This is a genomic window from Pantoea sp. S61 (assembly GCF_016625145.1).
GTDB classification, from domain to species: Bacteria; Pseudomonadota; Gammaproteobacteria; order Enterobacterales; family Enterobacteriaceae; genus Pantoea; species Pantoea rwandensis_B.
Window position 1 is genome coordinate 379464 of record NZ_JACVUO010000003.1, and the last position, 22171, is coordinate 401634.

The 22171-nt window shown below is 51.5% G+C and carries 22 protein-coding genes; 9 read left to right on the forward strand and 13 right to left on the reverse strand.

Annotated elements, in window-relative coordinates; genetic code table 11:
- Positions 1–9: 9 nt before the first annotated feature.
- Positions 10–642, reverse strand: coding sequence for an outer membrane protein OmpW (gene ompW / locus IAE30_RS09785; protein WP_200679427.1), 633 nt, complete (start codon positions 640–642; stop codon positions 10–12).
- Positions 643–982: 340 nt separating this feature from the next.
- Between ompW and IAE30_RS09790 the strand changes: the two genes are divergently transcribed.
- Genes IAE30_RS09790 through yciA form a run of 3 tightly spaced genes read left to right on the forward strand, consistent with a single transcriptional unit; the run spans position 983 to position 2786 of the window.
- Positions 983–1717 (forward strand): YciC family protein, encoded by a 735-nt coding sequence (locus IAE30_RS09790; protein ID WP_034828852.1) that lies wholly within the window; start codon positions 983–985, stop codon positions 1715–1717.
- Between the two features lie 59 nt (positions 1718–1776).
- The gene (locus IAE30_RS09795; RefSeq protein WP_038646666.1) at positions 1777–2316 is read left to right on the forward strand and encodes a septation protein A; all 540 of its coding nucleotides are present in this window, start codon (positions 1777–1779) and stop codon (positions 2314–2316) included.
- Between the two features lie 53 nt (positions 2317–2369).
- Positions 2370–2786, forward strand: coding sequence for an acyl-CoA thioester hydrolase YciA (gene yciA / locus IAE30_RS09800; protein ID WP_038646664.1), 417 nt, complete (start codon positions 2370–2372; stop codon positions 2784–2786).
- 53 nt (positions 2787–2839) lie between these two features.
- Here the strand turns inward: yciA and tonB are convergent, their stop codons facing one another.
- Positions 2840–3562 (reverse strand): TonB system transport protein TonB, encoded by a 723-nt coding sequence (tonB, locus tag IAE30_RS09805; protein ID WP_200536826.1) that lies wholly within the window; start codon positions 3560–3562, stop codon positions 2840–2842.
- A gap of 205 nt (positions 3563–3767) precedes the next feature.
- Here tonB and IAE30_RS09810 point away from each other — a divergent pair, with 205 nt between their 5' ends.
- On the forward strand, positions 3768–4064 hold the full coding sequence (locus IAE30_RS09810) for a YciI family protein (RefSeq protein ID WP_200679428.1): 297 nt from the start codon (positions 3768–3770) through the stop codon (positions 4062–4064).
- Between the two features lie 3 nt (positions 4065–4067).
- Positions 4068–4238, forward strand: coding sequence for a hypothetical protein (locus IAE30_RS09815; RefSeq protein ID WP_200679433.1), 171 nt, complete (start codon positions 4068–4070; stop codon positions 4236–4238).
- A 16-nt stretch (positions 4239–4254) separates the two neighbouring features.
- Here IAE30_RS09815 and IAE30_RS09820 read toward each other — a convergent pair whose 3' ends face one another.
- Entirely contained in the window at positions 4255–4428 is a 174-nt protein-coding gene (locus tag IAE30_RS09820; RefSeq protein ID WP_097117257.1) for a YciY family protein, read from the reverse strand.
- A gap of 163 nt (positions 4429–4591) precedes the next feature.
- On the opposite strand from IAE30_RS09820, the gene cls reads away from it, so the two are divergent.
- Together cls and IAE30_RS09830 are read left to right on the forward strand one after the other, a co-directional pair.
- Complete coding sequence (gene cls / locus IAE30_RS09825) at positions 4592–6052, forward strand: cardiolipin synthase (protein ID WP_200679435.1); 1461 nt, start codon at positions 4592–4594, stop codon at positions 6050–6052.
- Positions 6053–6089: 37 nt separating this feature from the next.
- Positions 6090–6419 carry an HI1450 family dsDNA-mimic protein gene (locus IAE30_RS09830; protein WP_196250121.1) on the forward strand — a complete coding sequence of 110 codons (330 nt, stop codon included), beginning with the start codon at positions 6090–6092 and terminating at the stop codon, positions 6417–6419.
- A gap of 53 nt (positions 6420–6472) precedes the next feature.
- Here IAE30_RS09830 and oppF read toward each other — a convergent pair whose 3' ends face one another.
- From oppF to IAE30_RS09865, 7 genes are all read right to left on the reverse strand, one after another.
- Entirely contained in the window at positions 6473–7477 is a 1005-nt protein-coding gene (oppF, locus tag IAE30_RS09835) for a murein tripeptide/oligopeptide ABC transporter ATP binding protein OppF (protein ID WP_200679437.1), read from the reverse strand.
- Entirely contained in the window at positions 7474–8493 is a 1020-nt protein-coding gene (locus IAE30_RS09840) for an ABC transporter ATP-binding protein (protein WP_038646659.1), read from the reverse strand. The genes oppF and IAE30_RS09840 overlap by 4 nt, the downstream gene beginning before the upstream one ends.
- Before the next feature lie 11 nt (positions 8494–8504).
- Complete coding sequence (gene oppC, locus IAE30_RS09845; protein ID WP_038646658.1) at positions 8505–9413, reverse strand: oligopeptide ABC transporter permease OppC; 909 nt, start codon at positions 9411–9413, stop codon at positions 8505–8507.
- Positions 9414–9428: 15 nt separating this feature from the next.
- Positions 9429–10349 carry an oligopeptide ABC transporter permease OppB gene (gene oppB / locus IAE30_RS09850; RefSeq protein ID WP_038646657.1) on the reverse strand — a complete coding sequence of 307 codons (921 nt, stop codon included), beginning with the start codon at positions 10347–10349 and terminating at the stop codon, positions 9429–9431.
- 81 nt (positions 10350–10430) lie between these two features.
- The gene (oppA, locus tag IAE30_RS09855; protein WP_034828830.1) at positions 10431–12068 is read right to left on the reverse strand and encodes an oligopeptide ABC transporter substrate-binding protein OppA; all 1638 of its coding nucleotides are present in this window, start codon (positions 12066–12068) and stop codon (positions 10431–10433) included.
- Positions 12069–12227: 159 nt separating this feature from the next.
- On the reverse strand, positions 12228–13868 hold the full coding sequence (locus IAE30_RS09860; RefSeq protein WP_200679439.1) for an ABC transporter substrate-binding protein: 1641 nt from the start codon (positions 13866–13868) through the stop codon (positions 12228–12230).
- A gap of 575 nt (positions 13869–14443) precedes the next feature.
- A complete protein-coding gene (locus IAE30_RS09865) occupies positions 14444–15091 on the reverse strand; it encodes a YchE family NAAT transporter (protein ID WP_038646654.1) in 648 nt (215 codons plus the stop codon).
- Positions 15092–15535: 444 nt separating this feature from the next.
- Here IAE30_RS09865 and adhE point away from each other — a divergent pair, with 444 nt between their 5' ends.
- A complete protein-coding gene (gene adhE, locus IAE30_RS09870; RefSeq protein WP_045832160.1) occupies positions 15536–18214 on the forward strand; it encodes a bifunctional acetaldehyde-CoA/alcohol dehydrogenase in 2679 nt (892 codons plus the stop codon).
- Positions 18215–18266: 52 nt separating this feature from the next.
- Here the strand turns inward: adhE and tdk are convergent, their stop codons facing one another.
- Positions 18267–18887, reverse strand: a complete 621-nt coding sequence (gene tdk / locus IAE30_RS09875) for a thymidine kinase (protein ID WP_034828884.1) — start codon at positions 18885–18887, stop codon at positions 18267–18269.
- A 417-nt stretch (positions 18888–19304) separates the two neighbouring features.
- Here tdk and hns point away from each other — a divergent pair, with 417 nt between their 5' ends.
- Positions 19305–19712: a histone-like nucleoid-structuring protein H-NS gene (gene hns, locus IAE30_RS09880; protein ID WP_034828823.1), complete on the forward strand. Its 408-nt coding sequence runs from the start codon at positions 19305–19307 to the stop codon at positions 19710–19712.
- 96 nt (positions 19713–19808) lie between these two features.
- Here hns and IAE30_RS09885 read toward each other — a convergent pair whose 3' ends face one another.
- Positions 19809–20816 carry an NAD-dependent epimerase gene (locus tag IAE30_RS09885; RefSeq protein ID WP_200536824.1) on the reverse strand — a complete coding sequence of 336 codons (1008 nt, stop codon included), beginning with the start codon at positions 20814–20816 and terminating at the stop codon, positions 19809–19811.
- 14 nt (positions 20817–20830) lie between these two features.
- On the reverse strand, positions 20831–22171 hold the full coding sequence (locus tag IAE30_RS09890) for a UDP-glucose/GDP-mannose dehydrogenase family protein (protein ID WP_038646648.1): 1341 nt from the start codon (positions 22169–22171) through the stop codon (positions 20831–20833).

A 22171-nucleotide genomic window follows, 5' to 3' on the forward strand; every position in this document is an offset into this window, starting at 1 on the left:
GTTGTTGCCTCAGAAACGGTAGCCCACACCAAAGAAGAACACCCACGGATCGATGCGCGTGTTAATGTTCTGCTGCTCACCGTTGGCTTTAAATTTCACGGTAGTATCAATGTCCATGTACCATAGGGATGCATTTAGCATCCAGTCGCGGTTGATTTGATAATCCATCCCCACCTGACCCGCCACACCCCATGAGTCTTTGACGCTGAGATCGCTTAAGCCTGCGTCCTGGCCGGTTTGATTAAATTTGGCATCGTAGAACGTGGTGTAGTTGATACCCACCCCAACATACGGACGCACCGGGCTTCTGCTATCGAAGAAATAGTACTGTGCCATTAGCGTAGGCGGTAGCTGGCGCACGGTAGCGAGATTTCCGGTGGCACCAAGGCCAACTTTGTGACGGAACGGTGTCGCCGCCAGCAGCTCAACACCGATGTTGTCCGTCGCCATGTAGGTGAAGGTCAAGCCAAGCTGGGTGTCGTTGCTCACGTTAAAGCCGCCCATACCCAGCACATTGTCAGAGCCTTCGGTTGGACGAACAGTCGCGCTGCCGGCACGCATGAAGAAATCACCCGCCTGATGGGCCAGTGCCAGTTGAGGAATAGCCAGAGCCATGAGCAATGCGCATTTTGCCAGTTTCATAATCACTCCTTTGCAGAAAAGTAAGGTCTTAATCGGGTTTGCGGCACAAGATCTAACCCTTTTTTGGTAAAAGATCATCTGCATCAATTCAAATTAATCACTTAAAAAACAATGGATTGATTCAGATCAATTTCCGGCATTGCACGTCATGAAGAAAAACCGCTGAGGAGGGCTTGAACGCAGATCAAGTGGGTTTGCACATTTTATGAACTGGTTGCGAGTGACAATTTCCTATTCTTTACCAGAGATGACACAAAGTTATGGTCTTCCGGGTGCCCGCCAGCCCACAGAACATGTACAATCGCCGGGTTAATTAACCCGGTTCCATCAAGGAGAGTACATGTCTATCACGGCAAGCTCGTTATACCGTGACACAGGAAATTTTCTGCGTCATCAGCTGGTTACTATTGTGCTGATGGCGTTGCTGACGTCGTTCATTACGGTGATTGTCGGTCATGCATTAACCCCAGGCGAAGACCAGTTATCGCTTCTTAGTCAGGCTGACGACAGTGCAACCTCACTGTTTGAACTGGTACAGAATATGTCACCGGATCAGCAACGCATCTTGCTGCGCGCTTCGGCTGCCGGCACCTTCGCTGCCCTGATCGGCAACACGCTGCTGCTGGGCGGTATGCTGTGCCTGATCCCGCTGGTTTCGAATGGCCAACGCGTGAGTGCGCTGCGAGCGATCGGAGCCTCCGCGCCACTGCTGCCAAAACTGCTGCTGCAGACCTTCCTGATTACCCTGCTGGTGCAAATCGGCTTTATGGTATTGATGGTGCCTGGCGTGATTCTGGCGATTCTGCTGTCACTGGCACCGGTGATGCTGGTCAGCGAGAAAATGGGCGTGATTGGCGCGATGCGCGCCAGTATGAAACTGGCATGGAAGAACATGAAAGTCATCGCCCCCGCCATCGTGTTGTGGTTACTGGCGAAGATTGTGCTGATGTTCCTTATTTCATCACTCACGGTGCTACCGGTGAACATTGCGTCGGTGGTGATGAATGCGCTGGGTAATCTGGTATCCGCGATTCTGATTATCTATTTGTACCGACTGTATATGCTGTTACGTTAACAGCAGTGGCGCTCTGCGGAGCGCCTTAATTGAATGCTCCTGCCCTAACTGGAAACACTATGAAGCAGTTACTTGATTTTCTTCCCCTGGTAGTTTTCTTCATCTTCTACAAGCTGTACGACATCTTTGTCGCCTCTGGCGCCCTGATTGTTGCTACGGGCCTGGCGCTGGTCGTCAGTTGGGTGCTGTATCGTAAACTGGAAAAGATGACGCTATTCACCTTCGCACTGGTGACGGTGTTTGGCACATTGACTCTGGTGTTCCATAACGATGAGTTCATCAAATGGAAAGTCACCGTGATCTATTCCCTGTTCGCATTGGCCCTGCTTTATAGCCAGTTCTTTATGGAACAGCCGCTGATTCAACGCATGCTCGGCAAAGAACTGCAGCTGCCTGGCGTTGTGTGGCGTCGATTGAACATTGCCTGGGCCATCTTCTTCTTCGTCTGCGGCCTGGTAAATATCTATGTTGCGTTTTGGTTATCACAAGAGTTTTGGGTTAACTTTAAAGTGTTTGGTCTGACCGGCCTGACCCTACTGTTTACTCTGTTTAGCGGCGTGTACATCTGGCGACAGATGCCGCAACAAGAACAAAAATAAGCCACTCCGCCCGGCACTGTCGGGCTTCTCTTCACCTGCAGAAGAACTGAGCAATGGACGAAAAACATAAATTGCCGCAAGGCGAAATGGTGTCGCGCACCCTGGCGATGCCAGCGGATACCAATGCCAATGGTGATATTTTTGGCGGCTGGTTGATGTCACAGATGGATATGGGCGGTGCCATCATGGCCAAGGAGATCGCCGAAGGTCGTGTGGTCACCGTACGTGTTGATGGCATGTCGTTCCTGAAACCGGTAGCCGTGGGCGATGTCGTGAGCTGCTATGCGCGTTGCATACGTACCGGCAACAGTTCGATGACCATCAATGTAGAAGTGTGGATCAAGAAGGTTTCGTCTGAGCCAATCGGTCAAACGTATTGCGCCACTGAAGCGGTATTTGTTTACGTTGCCGTGGATAACACCGGGAAATCCCGTCCGCTGCCTCCTGGCAAAGCCAATCTTGCCGATTAACAGCGATTAAAAAAGCGGTCAATGACCGCTTTTTCTTTGCCTTCAACCCAGGCTTACTCAATGTTCGCGCCGCCGTTAATGCGGAACACAATGTTCATGGTCAGGCCTTTGCCAGGACGACCTGGCTGATAACGCCACTTCTTCATGGCCTGCTTCACTTCACGCTCAAACATATTGCGCGGTTCGGCAGAGAGAATTTCCACGTTATCGACACGACCGTCGCTATCCACATCAAACTGTACGCGTACACGCCCTTCCACGCGTAACGCAAACGCGCGCGCTGGGTAGGCAGGTTTGCTCACGTTCATCGCTTTCGGCCCGTCCGAGACGGTCTGCGTTGGTGCTGGATTGCTCTTCGGTGCCGTGGTCGGGCGCGTCTGGGTGGTCGGGATATCCTGCTTAAACGGATTCTCCTGCGGCTTCACTTCTTTACGCGGCTTCGGCTCGACCTTTTTCTCTACCTTGGGCTTCGGTTTTGGCTTGGGCTTAGGTTCAGGTTTCGGAATCGGCACGGGCTCGACTTTAGGCGGCTCTGGTGCGACTTCCGGCTCAGTTTCGGGCTCTGGCGGCGGCGGAGTCACCACTGCGGGAGCCGGTTCAGGCTGCACTTCAGGCGCCACCATGGTCACGCTGATTGGCTGGGATGCTTTCGGAACCTCAATGGTCTGATGAAACGATGCATAGAGAATGCCCGCAATCAGCGAGCCGTGGAGTACCACGGACAAGATCATAGCTACGGGGGTACGTGTAGGAAGAGGCGTAGTCAACGTCGTCATATCAGTCATATTCATTGAGTGAAGCGCAGATTTTAAATGCAAATAGCAATCAGTTTCAATAAGCGATGTGTAAGCCACTCGCAGAAAGGCGTTTTTTAGCGGGGATTGCGCTATATGACGGTGGATTTATCTTTCATTTGCACTCTGATTAACGATCACTTAACGTGTCTCGCAATTTCGGCAAGTCTAACGGGAGTACCCCATCGTGCTTTACGTCATTTATGCGGAAGATACCGCAGATTCACTGGAAAAACGCAATTCCGTACGCCCTGCGCATCTCGCGCGCTTGCAGTTACTGCAGGATGAAGGTCGACTGATCGCCGCTGGCCCAATGCCCACTGTCGATAGCAACGATCCGGGTCCCGCAGGCTTTACCGGTTCAGTGATCATTGCCGAGTTTTCCTCGCTGGAAACCGCACAATCCTGGGCTAATGACGATCCGTACATTGCCGCTGGCGTGTATGAGAAAGTGGCGGTCAAACCGTTTAAACGCGTATTTTAACCGATGTGGCAGTCTGTTTTACTGCTGGTAGCGGTGTTAACGCTGATTGGCAGAGCACTCTGGATTTGGCGTCAGCAAGGCTGGCGCCAGGCCCGGCAGCACATTGTGATGTTAGTCGTGCTGGCGGCCGCATTACAGATCGTCAATGTCTATCTGGTGTTACGCGGCGCTTAACGGCCGCGTAAGCCATTTACATATTCTGCGTGATGAACAGGATGGATCGGCGATGCTGCTGCGCCACCTGATGACGAATGGCATGGATACGTTTATAGCGACGTGACTGCCCTTCCAGCCAACGTGCACGACGGCGGTGTACCTGACGTAACATTCTCCAGCGCGCCACTTCATTTCTGCTTCGTCTCATCACATCCTCATCAGACAGGCTAAACTCGCCAGGCATTATAAAGATCTGATTGAAAATGCCAAATCGAAAGCTTCATAGAACTGTCATTCACGATTAAAGGTTTCACTAGTGCTATTCAGCACGTAAACTTTCCTCATCAAAGCGCGAACAGGATGTCCACTTAATGACTACAGTTTATACCCTAATCAGTTGGTTGCTGCTGTTCGGCTACTGGTTGCTGATTGCGGGTGTCACGCTGCGTATCCTGATGAAACGCCGCGCAGTGACGTCCGCCATGGCCTGGTTGCTGATCATCTATATTCTGCCGCTGGTGGGTATTATCGCGTATCTGTCGTTTGGTGAACTTCATCTGGGCAAACGCCGGGCGGAGCGCGCACGCACCATGTGGCCCTCCACCGCCAAGTGGCTTAACGACCTCAAACAGTGCCGCCATATCTTTGCCACCGAGCACAGTGACGTGGCACGTTCATTATTTGAACTCTGTCACCATCGTCAGGGCATTGCGGGTGTAAAAGGCAATCAGCTGCAGCTGCTCACTAACTCTGATGATGTGATGCATGCGTTAATCCGTGATATCCAACTGGCTCGTCACAACATCGAGATGGTGTTTTACATCTGGCATCCGGGCGGCCTGGCGGATGAAGTCGCGGAGTCGCTGATGGCGGCTTCACGCCGGGGTGTGCATTGCCGCCTGATGCTGGACTCCGCGGGTAGCGTGGCATTTTTCCGCAGCCCCTGGGCGAATATGATGCGCAATGCCGGTATCGACGTGGTTGAGGCGTTACAAGTGAGCCTGCTGCGTGTGTTCCTGCGCCGGATGGATTTGCGACAGCATCGTAAAGTGGTGCTCATCGATAACTATATTGCCTACACCGGCAGCATGAACCTGGTCGATCCTCGCTACTTCAAGCAGGATGCAGGCGTGGGTCAATGGATCGATTTGATGGCGCGTATGGAAGGGCCGGTCGCGACCACGATGGGCATCGTTTATGCCTGTGACTGGGAGATCGAAACCGGCAAACGCATTCTGCCACCCGCGCCGGATGCCAACATCATGCCCTTTGAGCAGGAAAGCGGTCATATCATCCAGGTGATCGCTTCGGGACCGGGCTTCCCGGAAGATATGATTCATCAGGCGCTGCTGACGGCGGTCTACTCCGCACGTGAACAGCTGATCATGACAACGCCCTATTTCGTCCCCAGTGACGACCTGCTGCACGCCATCTGCACCGCTGCGCAACGCGGTGTGGAAGTCAGTATTGTGGTGCCACGCCACAATGATTCGCTGTTGGTGGGCTGGGCCAGCCGCGCGTTCTTCACCGAGTTGCTGGAAGCCGGCGTAAAAATTTATCAGTTTGAAGATGGTTTGCTGCATACCAAAAGCGTGCTGGTCGATGGACAGCTGAGTCTGGTCGGTACCGTAAACCTTGATATGCGCAGCCTGTGGCTTAATTTTGAAATCACCCTGGTGGTGGATGATGATGGATTTGGCAGCGATTTAGCCACGGTGCAGGATGACTATATCGCCCGCTCACGCTTACTGGATGGTGCGCGCTGGGCTAAACGTGCGTGGTGGCAGCGCATCGTTGAACGACTGTTTTACTTCTTTAGCCCTTTACTGTAAAACGAGCGACAAGATTACCGCCTCAGAGTAAGCAGGAATGACCATGGATTTAAATAATCGCCTTACCGAAGATGAAACGCTGGAACAGGCCTACGACATTTTTCTAGAACTGGCAGGTGATAACCTCGATCCGGCTGACATCATTCTGTTCAATCTGCAGTTTGAAGAGCGCGGCGGTGCAGAGTTGTTTGACCCGTCGGAAGACTGGCAGGAGCACGTCGATTTCGATCTCAACCCGGACTTCTTTGCGGAAGTGGTGATTGGTTTGGGTGAAGCGGACGGCGAGCCGATTACCGATGTGTTTGCCCGCGTGCTGCTGTGCCGCGAGAAAGACCATAAGCTCTGCCACATTCTCTGGCGTGAATAATCGCTGACGCATAAAAGAACGCCGGGCAATTGCCCGGCGTTTTCTTTTCGACCTTATAAAGGATCGACCTTCAAACAGGATACTGCGTGGCGGAAACTCCCCTCCAGCAAAGGACGCGTTTTCGCACACTCAGGTCCGGCAATCGGACAGCGGGTGCGGAATACACAGCCCGATGGCGGATTGATCGGTGAAGGCAGTTCACCCTCCAGCAACTGGATCTGTTTGTTTTTTTCCAGATCCGGATCCGGGATCGGCACCGCAGACATCAGTGCACGGGTGTATGGATGCTGCGGATTGTTGTACACCGAATCATAGGTGCCCAACTCAACCGCATGACCGAGATACATTACCAGCACACGGTCAGAGATGTGCTTCACCACCGCCAGATCGTGCGCAATGAAGATTAGCGATAATCCCATTTCACGTTGCAGCCGCTGCAGCAAATTCACTACCTGCGCCTGAATCGACACATCCAGCGCCGAAACCGGTTCATCGCAAATAATCAGCTTGGGTTCGAGGATAAGCGCACGCGCAATACCGATACGCTGACACTGACCACCGGAAAACTCGTGTGGATAACGGTTGATGAGGTTTGGCAGCAGCCCAACCTTCATCATCATGTTCTTCACCTTATCCTTCACTTCCTGCTTTGGCATCTTCGGATAGTAGGTGCGCAGCGGCTCGGCAATGATGTCGCCAATGGTCATACGCGGGTTCAGCGAGGCCAGCGGATCCTGGAAAATCATCTGGATATCGCTGCGCGCCTGGCGCCACTCATCCTGACTCTGTCCCAATAAATCACGTCCCAGCCAGGCCACACGACCGTCGGTAGCTTTCACCAGGCCGATGATGGCGCGTGCAAGGGTTGATTTACCACAGCCCGATTCGCCCACTACGCCGAGGGTTTCCCCCTCATACAAGCGCAGGCTAACGCCATCCACTGCTTTCAATGTTTTTGGCGGCTGCCAGAACCACTGTTTGCCGTCTTTAATATCGAAATGCACCTTAAGATCGGCGATTTCCAGTAAGACTTTCTTCTCTTCGATGACGGTGCTCATGCTAATTCCTCCACCGGTTTGAAGCAGGCACGCAAACGCCCTTCCGCGAAAGGCTCCAGCGGCGGTGACTTGGCACAGACGTCCATCGCAAAGGCGCAACGTGGCTGGAACGGGCAGCCCTGCGGCAAGCGCAACAGGTTAGGCGGGTTGCCGGGAATCGTGGTGAGTGAATCCCCCTCTTCCGCATCCAGGCGCGGCACCGCACTTAGCAGGCCAATGGAGTAAGGATGTGCAGGCTGATAAAACACATCGCGTGCGCGGCCATACTCCATGGTACGACCGGCGTACATCACCAGCACTTTGTCACAGATACCGGCAACCACGCCGAGATCGTGCGTAATCATGATGATCGCAGTGTTGAATTCGCGTTTCAGCTCGTTCAGCAGCGTCATGATTTGTGCCTGCACCGTCACATCCAGTGCCGTGGTCGGTTCATCGGCAATAAGCAATTTAGGACGGCACAGCAGTGCCATGGCGATCATCACACGCTGACGCATGCCGCCAGAGAACTCATGCGGGAACATCTTCATGCGCTTGCGTGCTTCAGGCATTTTCACCGCATCCAGCATGCGTACGGACTCTTCAAACGCCTGCGCGCTGCTCATCCCTTTATGCAGTTTCAGCACTTCCATCAGCTGCTCGCCGACGCGCATGTACGGATTAAGCGAGGTCATCGGGTCCTGGAAAATCATCGCAATCTGCTCGGCGCGCAGCTTGTTCAGTTTGTTCTCCGGCAGATTGAGAATCTCATCGCCATTGAATTTTGCCGAACCGCCAATGCGTCCGTTTTTTGCCAACAGGCCCATCAGGGCGAAAGCGGTTTGCGACTTGCCCGATCCCGATTCGCCGACGATACCCAGGGTTTCGCCGGCACGCAGTGAAAAGTTCAGGTCGTTGACTGCGGTGACATCACCATCGTGGGTGCCAAAGGTCACGCGCAGGTCTTTAACGTCCAGCAGCAGGTTACTGTTTCCCGCACGTGCAGCCATTGCTGGCTGAAATTCATGTATGGTCATCGGGAAACTCCTTAACGATCTTTCGGGTCGAGGGCATCACGCAGGCCATCGCCGATAAAGTTGAAACAGAACAGCGTAACCACGAGGAAACCCGCCGGGAACATCAGCAACCAGGGCGAGACTTCCATGGAGTTGGCGCCGTCACTCAGGAGTGCGCCCCAACTGCTCAGCGGCTCTTGCGTACCCAACCCAAGGAAACTGAGGAAGGATTCAAACAGAATCATGCTGGGTACCAGCAATGAGGCATAGACCACGACCACACCCAGCACGTTTGGCACGATGTGACGCAGCACGATGTTGAAGGTCGACACCCCACCCACCTGAGCCGCTTCAATAAACTCTTTGCGCTTCAGGCCCAGCGTCTGGCCACGCACGATACGCGCCATATCCAGCCACGACACCATGCCGATCGCCACAAAGATCAGCAGGATATTACGGCCGAAGAAGGTCACCAGCAGGATCACGAAGAACATGAACGGGAAGGAGTTGAGGATTTCCAGAATACGCATCATCACGGAGTCGATTTTGCCGCCGAGATAGCCCGCCAGCGAACCATACAGCGTGCCCACCAGCACCGCGATCAACGCGGAGGCAATGCCGACCATTAATGAGATACGACCGCCAATCGCCACGCGCACGAGCAAGTCACGTCCTGAGGAGTCGGTACCAAACCAGTGGCCTGATACCGTATCCGGTGCCGCAGACATCATGCCCCAGTCGGTATCATCATATTTAAACTGCGACAATACCGGCGCAAAGATCACGAACAGAGTAATCGCTAACAACACCAGCAAACTGATCAGCGCAGCGCGGTTATGGATGAAGCGGCGACGCGCATCCTGCCACAGGCTGCGCCCTTCGACTTCCAGTTTTTCACTGAAGGCATCCAGAGCTTCGCTGTTTTTCTTACTTAACATCATGGGCGAACTCCAGAATCAGTAACGAATTTTCGGATCGATGACGGCATACAGCACATCAACAATCGCGTTAAACAGAATGGTCAACACGCCGACCAAAATGGTCAGACTCATCACCAAAGAATAGTCACGGTTCAGGGCGCCGTTGACAAACAGCTGACCAATACCCGGCAGACCGTAAATCGATTCGATCACCATTGAACCGGTAATGATGCCGACGAATGCCGGCCCCATATACGAGAGCACGGGTAGCATGGCAGGTTTCAATGCATGGCGCAGTACGATACGGCGCAGCGGCAACCCTTTGGCGCGCGCAGTGCGGATAAAGTTGGAGTGCATCACTTCAATCATCGAGCCACGGGTGATACGCGCGATGCTGGCGATATAGGCCAGAGACAGCGCCACCATGGGCAGCAGCATGTAATTCCACTGCCCGCCGTTCCAGCCACCGCCCGGCAACCAGCGCAAGGTGATGGCGAAGACCAGCACCAGCAGCGGTGCAACGACAAAGCTGGGTATCACGACGCCCGTCATGGCGACCCCCATTACCGCATAATCCCACAAACTGTTTTGCTTAAGCGCGGCAATAACGCCGGCCGTCACGCCGAGGATGACAGCAAGGAAGAAGGCGGCGAGGCCGAGTTTGGCCGATACCGGGAAGGCGTGGCCGACCAGATAGTTTACGGAGTAATCTTTGTACTTAAACGATGGACCAAAGTCGCCGTGCGCCAGTTGCACTAAATAACTGACGTACTGTTTGCCGATCGGATCGTTCAGGTGATATTTGGCTTCAATGTTCGCCATCACTTCAGGCGAGAGCGTACGTTCGCCGGTAAACGGACTGCCGGGTGCCAGTCGCATCATAAAGAAGGAGATGGTGATCAGGATGAAAAGCGTCGGGATCGCTTCCAGAAGCCGACGCAGGATGAATTTTAACATTGCCGTACCTACCAGGCTGGTGCTTCACAAAGTCAAAAAGGCGGCGCTACAGCGCCGCCACTGTCGATAGCCTGAGTGCTATTAATGTTTAATGATATACAGGTTTTTATCGAGGGTTTTATCCAGCGGGTCATTGCCGGTGTAACCGCCAACGTACGGTTTCACCAGACGCGCATTCACGTAGTAGTAAACCGGCACGATGGTGCTGTCTTTATCCAGAATCTGCTCAGCTTTCTGGTAATCCGCGACACGGGCTTTATCGTCAACCGCTTTCACCGCATCGTGGATCACTTTATCGAAGTCCGCGCTCTTATAGTGCGAGGTGTTACTGCTGCTGTCAGACAGCATGATGTTCAGGAACGAGGTTGGCTCGTTATAGTCTGCGCACCAGGCCGCACGGGAAACATCGAAGTTGCCCTGATGGCGGGTATCCAGGAAGGTTTTCCACTCCTGGTTTTCCAGCTTGATGTTGACGCCGATGTTCTTTTTCCAGATCGAAGAAGCGGCGATAGCCAGTTTCTTATGCAGATCTGAGGTGTTATACAGTAGGTTGAAGGTCAGTGGCTTATCAGCGGTATAACCGGCTTCAGCCAGCAGTTTTTTCGCTTCTTCGTTACGCTTGTTCTGATCCCACTTGAACCAGTCTGGCGGCAGCAATTCCATACCATCGGTGGCTGGTGGGGTGAAGCTGTAGGCGGGTAACTGACCCTGCGCCAGCACCTTGTTCACCATGATGTCGCGATCCAGCCCCAGTTTCAGCGCAGTACGCACGCGCGGATCGGTGAATGGCGCCTTCTGGTTGTTGATTTCATAGTAATAGGTGCAGAGATACGGCTTCACCATCAACTCTTTGCCGTTATCACGCTGCAGTTTTTTGAACAGCTCGATCGGCATGTTGTTATAAGTGATGTCGCTGCCGTTTTCAGAGAAGTAACGGTTCACGTCACTGACTTCTGAGTTAATTGGCAGGAAGGTCACTTTGTTCAGCACGGTATGCGCGTTATCCCAGTATTCTGGGTTACGTACGATGGTGACACGTTCGTTGATGACGTGTGATTCCAGTTTGAAGGCACCGTTGCCGACCCAGTTTTGCGGCTGCGTCCACTGATCGCCAAACTTATCGATGGCTGGTTTATACACCGGAGACATCACGGAGTTGATCAGCAGCTTGTAGAAGTAAGGAACCGGCTCGCTGAGGGTCACTTCCAGCGTATGATCGTCAATGGCTTTCACACCGAGATCGGTGATCGGTTTTTTACCGGCAATGATGTCATCGACATTCAGGATGTGGCCGTACTGTGGATAGCTGGCGTAAGGAGATGCAGTTTTAGGATCGACTAAACGCTCCCAGCTGTACACGAAATCTTGTGCCGTTACCGGCTCACCATTGGACCATTTGGCATTTTTACGCAGATGGAAAGTCCAGACTTTAAAATCTTTGTTTTCCCAGCTTTCCGCTACGCCCGGAATCGGTTTGCCATCGCTGTCGCTGATGATCAGACCTTCGTACAGATCGCGTGCGATGTTATCTTCTGGCACGCCTTCAATTTTATGTGGGTCGAGTGATTGCACTTCATCACCGTTACCACGTACCAGCTCCTGTTTTGCTGCCAATTCAACCCCTGCTGGCACTGCTGCCAAAGCGGCATTCCCTGCCAGTGCGCCGATTGCTGCAAGAACGCCTGCGGCAATCAGGCTTTTTTTCGTGATGTTGTTCATTACTTAGCTCCAGTTTTATTATCGTCACCGGGTCAGTGAACTGCCCGGCGTACCCCGTTTCCGGGAGATCTCTGCCTGTCTGAACAGAGACCACTATCACCCTTCAGGGTTTACCACGTTAATGTGCCGTCCGACTGTAGCGCCGGTTCCCCACATTACTCAATGTTTCTTTATGTAATAGTATTTCAATGCCAGCATATCTTGCGGATCCTTGCCGGTGAAACCGCCTACCCAGGGTTTCACCAGACGAACGCTGACGCGATAGTAAACCGGCACGATGGGCGAGTCCTTATCCAGCTGCGCTTCGGCCTGCTGATACAAAGATGCCCGTTGAGTGTTATCGGCAACCGTCAGGGTTTGCGCCATCAATTTATCGAAAGCATCGCTGTGATAAAATGCGGTGTTAATGGACGATCCGCTCAACAGCATGTTTAGGAAGGTTGAGGGCTCGTTATAATCCGAGCACCATGTCGCACGCACTACATCGTATTGTGCCTGACGACGTGTCTCCAGCAGCGTTTTCCACTCCTGATTTTGTAGCGTCACCTCGGCACCGAGATTCTTTTGCCACATTGAGGCGGCGGCGATGGCCTGCCGTTTGTTCTGTTCAGAGGTGTTATAAAGCAGCGTGAAACGCAACGAATGCTGAGCATTGAAACCCGCTTCTGTCAGCAGTTGCTTCGCACTGGCGTTGCGCTCGGCCTGAGTTTGCTTCGACCATGCCGGGGCTTCAGGCGAGATGCCGTGCGTAAATGGCGGCGTCAGCGCATAGGCGGGAATCTGACCTTGCCCCATGATCTTGTCGGCGATGATGTCACGATCGAGCGTCAGCTTCAGCGCTGTTCGTACCCTGGCATCATCGAACGGGGCTTTTTTGTTATTCATCTCATAGTAGAAGGTGCAGAGCACAGGGCTGACTTTGACTTGATCGCCCAAATCCTGCTGCAACTTCTTGAACAAATCAGGAGGCACCACGCTATTGGTCATGTCCGTGCCGCCGCTGCGATAGCGGTTAATGTCACTGTTTTCGGAAGAGAGCGGCAGAAAAACGCCCTCATCAATCACGCTGTGCGCGTTATCCCAATATTGCGGATTACGCTTCAGGACAATCTTTTCATTCACCACCCAGTCAGCCAGCGTGTAGGCACCATTTCCCACATAGTTCTGCGGTTGGGTCCACTGCTCGCCGAATTTTTCAATCGCCGCACGATACACCGGCTTCATCGCGGTGTGGGCCAGCATATCGACAAAATAGGGAACAGGCTCAGTGAGTGTCACTTCGAGGTGATGCGCATCAATCGCTTTCACGCCCAGTGAATCCGGCGAGGCTTTGCCCGCCAAAATGGGGTCAATGTTGGCGATATGAGCGGCTTGCAAATAACTGGCATAGGGTGAAGCTGTTTTCGGATCGGCCAGACGCTGCCAGCTGTAGACGAAATCTTGCGCGGTGACGGGTTCACCGTTGCTCCAGCGCGCATCTTCACGCAGGGTGAAGGTCCAGATACGCCCTTGCTGGTTGCTCCACTGCGTTGCAACCCCGGGCACAATCTGACCGTTGTTGTCGGTCTCAACCAGCCCTTCGAGCAAATTGCGGATAACGTTGGATTCAGGCACCCCTTCCGTTTTTTGCGGATCGAGAGAAGACACTTCACTGCCGTTGTTGATGACGATGCGCTGTGTTGCTGATAATTGCGTCCCAGCCGGGATGTCAGCTGCCTGACTGTGAGAGACAAAACCTGCACCTGCCAGACAAAGTGCCAAAGACGTGCGCGCAACCTTTTTCGCTACCATGTTTTTCATCAACAAATATCAACCTTAAATAAAAACCTGATAGCGAGTAAGCAAGAAGCGTACACATTTGTCGCGAACAGGGAAAAAATTTGTGATGAGCCGAAAATTATCAGAACCGATGCCCGCACGCCAAAGCTAAACAGCAAAAATGTTAGCTAATTCTCTTTTATCATGGAGTCCGCGACAGGAGAAGTGTTAATTTTCACCCTGAAATATTATTCAAGCATATGTTTTACAAGCAATAAGTCAATATTCAGTCGATTTTCTCGCCAATAAAGCTCTGCAACCCGCCATTTTACTGTTAACGCTGCCAAACCCTCGACCAACAATATGAAACGTTATTTGAGGCGAGAAAACATCCGAATAGTGACTAATTAAAATGAATATAGCAGTGAAATATACTGTGATAATTATCACATATATTTATTGATGAACTGGCGCAGGAAGGAAAAGTAGTAGCAAAAGTGATGACAGGCAAATCATATTAAGCTAGGCGAATAATTTCACCCTATTGGTGCAAAATAATGGCCAATTGCACCAACATGGATCACGAAAGTTATTTTTTAACTGAAAACACCGACAATTTAATTCAGCAACCCCGGAAATATCGCTTTCATTCCGGTGACAACAAACTCAATCCCCAGTGCCATTAATAGCAATCCCATGATTCGGGTAATCACGTTAATGCCTGTTTGCCCTAGAACGCGCACCATTAAAGGGGCAGCCCGAAACAGTAACCAACAGCAGCAAGCGAATATCGCAATGGCGATAGTGAAACCGATCAGGTTTATCCAGCTGTGGTAACGCGTGCTCCAGACGATGGTCGAACTGATCGCACCCGGGCCGGCCATTAAGGGCAAGGCCAGTGGCACCACACCAATACTTTCACGAATCGCGGTTTCTGACTTTTCTTGCTTGTTTTGCTTATCCTCGCCCAGTTTGCCGCTGATCATCGACATCGCGATTGTGACCACCAGAATGCCCCCGGCGATACGGAATGAGTCAATGGAAATGCCAAACAAATGGAGAATGGCATCCCCCAGGAACAGTGAGGTCCAGAGAATAATCGCCACAGCAAGATTTGCCGTAAAATTGGTTTTATTCCGCTCAGCGACCGCCTGGTAGCTGGTCATGCTGATAAACACGGGGATGATCCCTACGGGATTAACCAGGGCAAATAAACCGACAAAAAACTTAACGTAGCCGGAAAAATCAAGTAGCACGGGGTTCACGGTGAGCTCCACGAAGGTAGTGTTTCAAATCGCGCTTAATGTAGTGCATAAGCCGGACGGAAAACCAGTGGGTTAAGCGGAAATATATGCTGCTATTTCCACTTACTTCCAGTTTATTCCTCTGCGAACAAGGGGTCGTCACCCACCTCACGTCCTCTCAACCAGCCAAAACCGCTTAATGCGTTACTTTAGTTGCTAAAGTCGGTGCTGAAAGGTGTCAGCTTGGCGCCAGATTGATCCACATCAAAATTTGCCTACCTCATCAGGGGTAATCTTACCCCATCGAAACTATTGAAATAGGCGTAAGCATCTTATCCTGGAAACCCTTTTAGTAAGCAACGGCAATCTACTCGCCACTCTGAACAACGTATAAGCATAGCGCGACTATACTTTCGGACTCAGGCTTGCTTACTAAAAGAGTTTAACTTCCTTCAGGAGAGCACTATGGCCGTTACAAATGTTGCCGAACTTAATGCACTGGTAGAGCGTGTTAAAAAGGCACAGCGTGAATACGCCAACTTTAGTCAGGAACAAGTTGATACCATTTTCCGCGCTGCTGCACTCGCCGCTGCTGATGCCCGTATCCCCCTCGCCAAAATGGCCGTCGCCGAATCAGGCATGGGTATCGTTGAAGATAAAGTGATCAAAAACCACTTCGCTTCTGAATATATCTACAACGCCTATAAAGATGAGAAAACCTGCGGTGTGCTGGATACGGATGACACCTTTGGTACTATCACCATCGCTGAGCCGATTGGCCTGATTTGCGGTATCGTCCCGACCACCAACCCGACCTCAACCGCCATCTTTAAAGCATTGATCAGCCTTAAAACCCGTAACGGCATCATCTTCTCACCCCATCCACGCGCCAAAGATGCCACCAACAAAGCAGCCGACATTGTGTTGCAAGCCGCCATTGCCGCCGGTGCACCAAAAGACATTATTGGCTGGATCGATGTTCCTTCAGTAGAACTGTCTAACCAGTTAATGCATCACCCTGATATCAACCTGATTCTGGCCACCGGTGGCCCAGGCATGGTAAAAGCCGCATACAGTTCCGGTAAACCAGCGATTGGTGTCGGTGCCGGTAATACGCCTGTGGTGATCGATGAAACCGCCGATATCAAACGCGCAGTCGCTTCTATCCTGATGTCCAAAACCTTCGATAACGGCGTCATTTGTGCGTCAGAGCAGTCAGTCATCGTGGTGGACTCGGTGTACGATGCGGTTCGCGAGCGTTTCGCCAGCCACGGCGGCTATCTGCTGCAGGGCAAAGAGTTGAAAGCCATTCAGGATATCATCCTGAAAAATGGCGCACTGAATGCCGCTATCGTCGGTCAGCCTGCGGCAAAAATTGCTGAACTGGCCGGTATCAGCGTCCCTGCGACCACTAAAATTCTCATCGGTGAAGTGAAGCTGGTGGATGAGTCTGAACCGTTTGCCCACGAAAAACTGTCGCCAACCCTGGCGATGTATCGTGCAAAAGATTATTACGACGCGGTAGATAAGGCAGAAAAACTGGTGGCTATGGGCGGTATCGGCCATACCTCTTGTCTCTACACTGACCAGGATAACCAACACGAGCGCGTGCACTTCTTTGGCGACAAAATGAAGACCGCCCGAATTCTGATTAACACACCCGCTTCGCAAGGCGGTATTGGCGACCTGTATAACTTCAAACTTGCGCCATCGTTGACGCTGGGTTGTGGATCCTGGGGCGGTAACTCAATTTCTGAGAACGTCGGACCTAAACACCTGATCAACAAGAAAACCGTGGCCAAGCGAGCTGAAAATATGTTGTGGCATAAACTTCCGAAGTCTATCTACTTCCGTCGTGGTTCACTGCCGATTGCCCTGGAGGAAGTTGCCACCGACGGCGCTAAACGCGCCTTTATCGTCACCGACCGTTTCCTGTTTAACAATGGCTACGCCGATCAAGTCACTCGCGTGCTGAAAGCCCACGGCATTGAAACCGAAGTGTTCTTTGAAGTTGAAGCGGACCCAACGCTGAGCATCGTACGTAAAGGTGCTGAGCAGATGAATAGCTTCAAACCTGATGTGATTATCGCCCTGGGTGGCGGTTCGCCAATGGATGCCGCGAAAATCATGTGGGTAATGTACGAACATCCTGAAACCCACTTCGAAGAGCTGGCGCTGCGTTTCATGGATATCCGTAAACGTATCTACAAGTTCCCGAAAATGGGCGTGAAAGCACGCATGGTGGCTATCACCACCACTTCCGGTACCGGTTCTGAAGTCACGCCGTTTGCGGTGGTCACTGACGATGCGACCGGCCAGAAATATCCGTTAGCGGACTATGCACTGACGCCTGATATGGCGATTGTGGATGCCAATCTGGTGATGGATATGCCACGCTCGCTCTGTGCATTTGGTGGTCTGGATGCGGTGACTCACTCGCTGGAAGCCTATGTCTCTGTCCTTGCAAATGAGTACTCTGATGGCCAGGCGCTGCAGGCGCTGAAGCTGCTGAAAGAGAACCTGCCTGCCAGCTATCGTGAGGGTGCGAAGAATCCCGTGGCGCGTGAGCGTGTGCATAATGCGGCAACCATCGCCGGTATCGCCTTCGCCAACGCCTTCCTCGGTGTGTGTCACTCCATGGCGCATAAGCTGGGCTCGGAGTTCCACATTCCGCACGGTTTGGCCAACGCCCTGCTGATTTGCAACGTCATCCGTTACAACGCGAATGACAACCCAACCAAGCAGACGGCTTTCAGCCAGTACGATCGCCCACAGGCACGTCGTCGCTACGCTGAAATTGCCGACCATCTTGGATTGAGTGCACAGGGTGACCGCACTGCCCAGAAAATTGAAAAACTGCTGGCATGGCTGGAAGAGATGAAAACTCAACTGGGTATCCCAACCTCTATCCGTGAAGCAGGCGTGCAGGAAGCCGATTTCCTGGCGAAAGTCGATAAGCTGGCAGACGACGCGTTTGATGACCAGTGTACCGGTGCGAACCCGCGTTATCCGCTGATTGCTGAATTGAAGCAAATCATGCTGGATACCTTCTATGGCCGCGAATTCTCTGAAGCTGAAGGCCCAATTGCTGAAGCCGCCGATGATAAAACGGTGAAAATCGAGAAAAAGACCAAAAAAGCCTAACCGGCTAAAAAACAAAAAACCCGCTGCGGCGGGTTTTTTTATCACTAAATAATCAAGCGTGCGGAGATTGCGCACCATAGATAGCTTTTAACGATCCTTCATCAATCGCCTGTTTATAGTGTTTACGGCAGACAGAAATATATCGCTCATTACCGCCAATCACCACCTGCTCTCCTTCGCTGAACGGTTTACCGTTGGCATCAAGGCGCAATACCATGCTGGCTTTACGGCCGCAATGGCAGATGGTTTTAAGCTCAACCAGTTTATCTGCCCATGCCAGTAAATATTGACTGCCGGTAAAGAGCTCGCCGCGAAAATCAGTGCGTAATCCATAACACAATACGGGAATATCCATATTGTCGACCACATCCGATAACGCTCTGACCTGCTCACGTGTCAGGAACTGACTCTCATCCACCAGCACACAATGAACCGGTTGCTTCGCATGCTCCCTGGCTATTTCCTGATTTAATTGTGTCGCAGCGTTATATAAAAAAGCAGGGGACGAAAGACCAATCCGCGAGCTTACCTTGCCCGCACCAAAGCGGTCATCAATCTCGGCGGTATACACCAGCGTGCGCATGCCGCGCTCCTGATAGTTATAGGAGGACTGAAGCAAAGCAGTGGATTTACCCGCGTTCATCGCGGAGTAATAAAAATAAAGTTGGGCCATATGCAGAATCTCATCGCAGCACAAATCTGATGGCGCGCAGTTTACCATAAACAAGTAAACCTGTAGCGATGCATTATTTTTATCATTTGCTCAAATTAACGGCAATGGCAGGTACGTGATTCATCATCGAAGTTAAAACAGCACTTTTTGGCAAAGAACAATCTATGCTGAGAATTTATTCAGCATTATTACCGCCAAAGTGTAAGGATTAGCACAACGTCACGGTGGCAAACGCGGATAATCAAGGCTTCGGATCTAAGCGCTAATGGTAAATATATTTGTAAACCGTTATACAATGTGATTTCTGGTTTTTACTTTACGTTTTACTTTTTAATCTGACTATTGCAGTTATTTTTTAGCCCCACTATTATGAGTCGGCAGAACAACTCCCATTTATTATATTTTGAGATTAGGACAATGAGCGAAGCACTTAAAATTCTTAATAATATCCGTACATTGCGCGCGCAAGCTCGGGAATGCACTCTGGAAACACTGGAAGAGATGCTGGAAAAACTCGAGGTTGTCGTCAATGAGCGTCGTGAAGAAGAAACTCACGCGCAGGCTGAAAATGCTGAACGTAACCGCAAACTGGAACAATACCGTGAAATGCTGATTGCGGATGGTATCGATCCAAACGAACTGTTACAGGCACTTTCTGAAACCAAAGCACCGGGTAAAACCAAGCGTGCTGCACGTCCTGCCAAGTATTCTTACGTTGATGAAAATGGTGAAAACCGTACCTGGACAGGCCAGGGTCGTACACCAGCCGTGATTAAAAAAGCGATTGAAGAACAAGGTAAACAACTGGACGATTTCCTGCTGTAATTCTCCAGTGCTTCGAATTGTGAATAACGCTAACGTGAGTTCACTTTACACCGGGTAAGAAAAAGGAAGCCGCTGGCTTCCTTTTTTAATGCGTCGTTATTGCTGATAGAAGCGACGATACCAATCAACAAAGTTCTGCACGCCCTGCTCAACCCTGGTTTGCGGACGGAACTGAATCGCGTCATATAACGGCTGGGTATCCGCACTGGTATTGAGCACATCTCCCGGCTGCATCGGCAGCATATTTTTCTTCGCTTCAATGCCCAACGCTTTTTCCAGTGACTCGATATAGGTCATCAGGCTGGTCGGCTGGCTGTTGCCAATATTGTAAACACGATAGGGCGCAGAACTGGTGGCCGGCGATCCCGCTTCCACGGTCCAGTTTTCATCAGCCTGCGGAATCACATCCTGAATGCGCACGATAGCTTCAGCAATATCATCAATGTAAGTGAAATCTCGGGTCATTTGCCCACGGTTATAGACGTCAATTTGCTCACCGGCCAGCATTGCGCGGGTGAATTTGAACAATGCCATATCCGGACGTCCCCACGGACCGTAAACAGTAAAAAAGCGCAGACCGGTGGTGGGCAACTGGTACAAATGGGAATAAGTATGCGACATCAATTCGTTGGCTTTTTTGGTGGCCGCATACAGAGAAATAGGATGGTCAACAGAATCATCCGTTGAGAAAGGCATTTTGCGGTTAAGCCCATAAACTGAGCTGGATGACGCATACAGCAGGTGGCCAACTTTATGATGGCGGCACCCTTCGAGAATATTGAGGTGGCCAATGAGATTGGCATCGGCGTAAGCGTGTGGGTTATCAATTGAATAACGAACGCCCGCTTGTGCACCCAGATGGATCACGCGATCAAATGCATGATCATCGAATAATGAAGAAATGGCCTGGCGATCTGCCAGGTCCATTTTCAGGAAAATAAACTCGGGATGCTGAAGGATTTGGTCTAAGCGCGATTGTTTCAGGCTGACATCGTAATAGTCATTCAGGTTATCGATACCGACGACCTGGTGACCGGCGGCCAGCAAACGCTGACTCACGTGAAATCCAATAAAACCTGCCGCACCGGTAACCAAAAACTTCATACATCCCTCATTTATTACACAATTTGAATTGATGCTCCGCGGCCGATAGCGTAATACGTAAAGCCGCGTTTGCTGATACGTTCCGGATCATACAGGTTACGACCATCAAAAATCACGGGTTGTTTTAACGCGGTTTTGATAACGTCGAAATCTGGCGCACGGAAGTTCTGCCATTCAGTACAAATGACCAGGCCATCAGCACCCTGCAACGCCGCTTCTTTGGTACCGGTCAGCTTCAGATCGTCGCGGTGGCCATAAATACGCTGCGCTTCTTCCATTGCTTCCGGGTCAAATGCCTGAATGGTCGCACCCGCTTCCCACAGCGTTTCCATCAGCACACGGCTGGAGGCTTCACGCATATCGTCGGTATTAGGTTTGAACGCCAGGCCCCAGAGAGCGAAGGTTTTGCCACGCAGATCGTCGCCAAAATGACGTTTGATGAAGCTCGGCAGTTTGTTCTTCTGTGAATCATTCACATCTTCTACCGCCTGCAACAGACGCGGTGTGTAACCAATCGACTCAGCAGTGCGAATCAGCGCCTGCACGTCTTTCGGGAAGCACGAACCACCGTAGCCGCAGCCAGGGTAGATGAAGTGATAACCAATACGTGAATCTGAACCAATCCCCTGGCGGACTTTCTCAACGTCGGCTCCCAAACGTTCTGCCAGGTTAGAGATCTCGTTCATGAAGCTGATTTTGGTCGCCAGCATGCAGTTCGCTGCGTACTTGGTCAGCTCTGCACTGCGAATATCCATCAGAATCATACGATCGTGATTGCGATTGAATGGCTCATAAAGCTCACGCAGCAATTCAACCACTTCGTCGTTATCGGTACCCACTACGATGCGCTCAGGACGCATGCAGTCGTTTACTGCAGCCCCTTCCTTGAGGAATTCAGGGTTAGAAACCACATCAAACGGGATGTTTGCATCACGTTTTTGCAGCGTCTCGGCCATTACTGCACGCACACGATCAGCCGTTCCAACAGGGACGGTAGATTTATCGATCACCACTTTATGATCGTTCATGTGCGCTGCAATTGTCCGCGCAACCGCAGTCACATATTTCAGATCGGCAGAACCGTCTTCATCCGGCGGCGTACCCACAGCAATAAACTGCATCACACCGTGGTTAACACCCTCTTCTGCATTGGTGCTGAACTTCAGGCGACCCGCTTCATAGTTAGACATCACCAGCGGCGTCAAACCCGGTTCGAAAATCGGAATATGGCCTTTTTTCAGGTTTTCGACTTTCTTTTCATCGACATCAATACAGAGAACGTCATGTCCGACTTCGGCTAACACCGCAGCCTGAACCAGACCGACATAGCCGATACCAAATACAGTGACTTTCAT

Coding starts and splice junctions, on each gene's coding strand:
- ompW (WP_200679427.1), bottom strand. CDS start 642: ATGAAACTGGCAAAATGCGCATTGCTCATGGCTCTGGCTATTCCTCAA.
- IAE30_RS09790 (WP_034828852.1), top strand. CDS start 983: ATGTCTATCACGGCAAGCTCGTTATACCGTGACACAGGAAATTTTCTG.
- IAE30_RS09795 (WP_038646666.1), top strand. CDS start 1,777: ATGAAGCAGTTACTTGATTTTCTTCCCCTGGTAGTTTTCTTCATCTTC.
- yciA (WP_038646664.1), top strand. CDS start 2,370: ATGGACGAAAAACATAAATTGCCGCAAGGCGAAATGGTGTCGCGCACC.
- tonB (WP_200536826.1), bottom strand. CDS start 3,562: ATGACGACGTTGACTACGCCTCTTCCTACACGTACCCCCGTAGCTATG.
- IAE30_RS09815 (WP_200679433.1), top strand. CDS start 4,068: ATGTGGCAGTCTGTTTTACTGCTGGTAGCGGTGTTAACGCTGATTGGC.
- IAE30_RS09820 (WP_097117257.1), bottom strand. CDS start 4,428: ATGAGACGAAGCAGAAATGAAGTGGCGCGCTGGAGAATGTTACGTCAG.
- cls (WP_200679435.1), top strand. CDS start 4,592: ATGACTACAGTTTATACCCTAATCAGTTGGTTGCTGCTGTTCGGCTAC.
- IAE30_RS09830 (WP_196250121.1), top strand. CDS start 6,090: ATGACCATGGATTTAAATAATCGCCTTACCGAAGATGAAACGCTGGAA.
- oppF (WP_200679437.1), bottom strand. CDS start 7,477: ATGAGCACCGTCATCGAAGAGAAGAAAGTCTTACTGGAAATCGCCGAT.
- IAE30_RS09840 (WP_038646659.1), bottom strand. CDS start 8,493: ATGACCATACATGAATTTCAGCCAGCAATGGCTGCACGTGCGGGAAAC.
- oppC (WP_038646658.1), bottom strand. CDS start 9,413: ATGATGTTAAGTAAGAAAAACAGCGAAGCTCTGGATGCCTTCAGTGAA.
- oppB (WP_038646657.1), bottom strand. CDS start 10,349: ATGTTAAAATTCATCCTGCGTCGGCTTCTGGAAGCGATCCCGACGCTT.
- oppA (WP_034828830.1), bottom strand. CDS start 12,068: ATGAACAACATCACGAAAAAAAGCCTGATTGCCGCAGGCGTTCTTGCA.
- IAE30_RS09860 (WP_200679439.1), bottom strand. CDS start 13,868: ATGAAAAACATGGTAGCGAAAAAGGTTGCGCGCACGTCTTTGGCACTT.
- adhE (WP_045832160.1), top strand. CDS start 15,536: ATGGCCGTTACAAATGTTGCCGAACTTAATGCACTGGTAGAGCGTGTT.
- tdk (WP_034828884.1), bottom strand. CDS start 18,887: ATGGCCCAACTTTATTTTTATTACTCCGCGATGAACGCGGGTAAATCC.
- hns (WP_034828823.1), top strand. CDS start 19,305: ATGAGCGAAGCACTTAAAATTCTTAATAATATCCGTACATTGCGCGCG.
- IAE30_RS09885 (WP_200536824.1), bottom strand. CDS start 20,816: ATGAAGTTTTTGGTTACCGGTGCGGCAGGTTTTATTGGATTTCACGTG.
- IAE30_RS09890 (WP_038646648.1), bottom strand. CDS start 22,171: ATGAAAGTCACTGTATTTGGTATCGGCTATGTCGGTCTGGTTCAGGCT.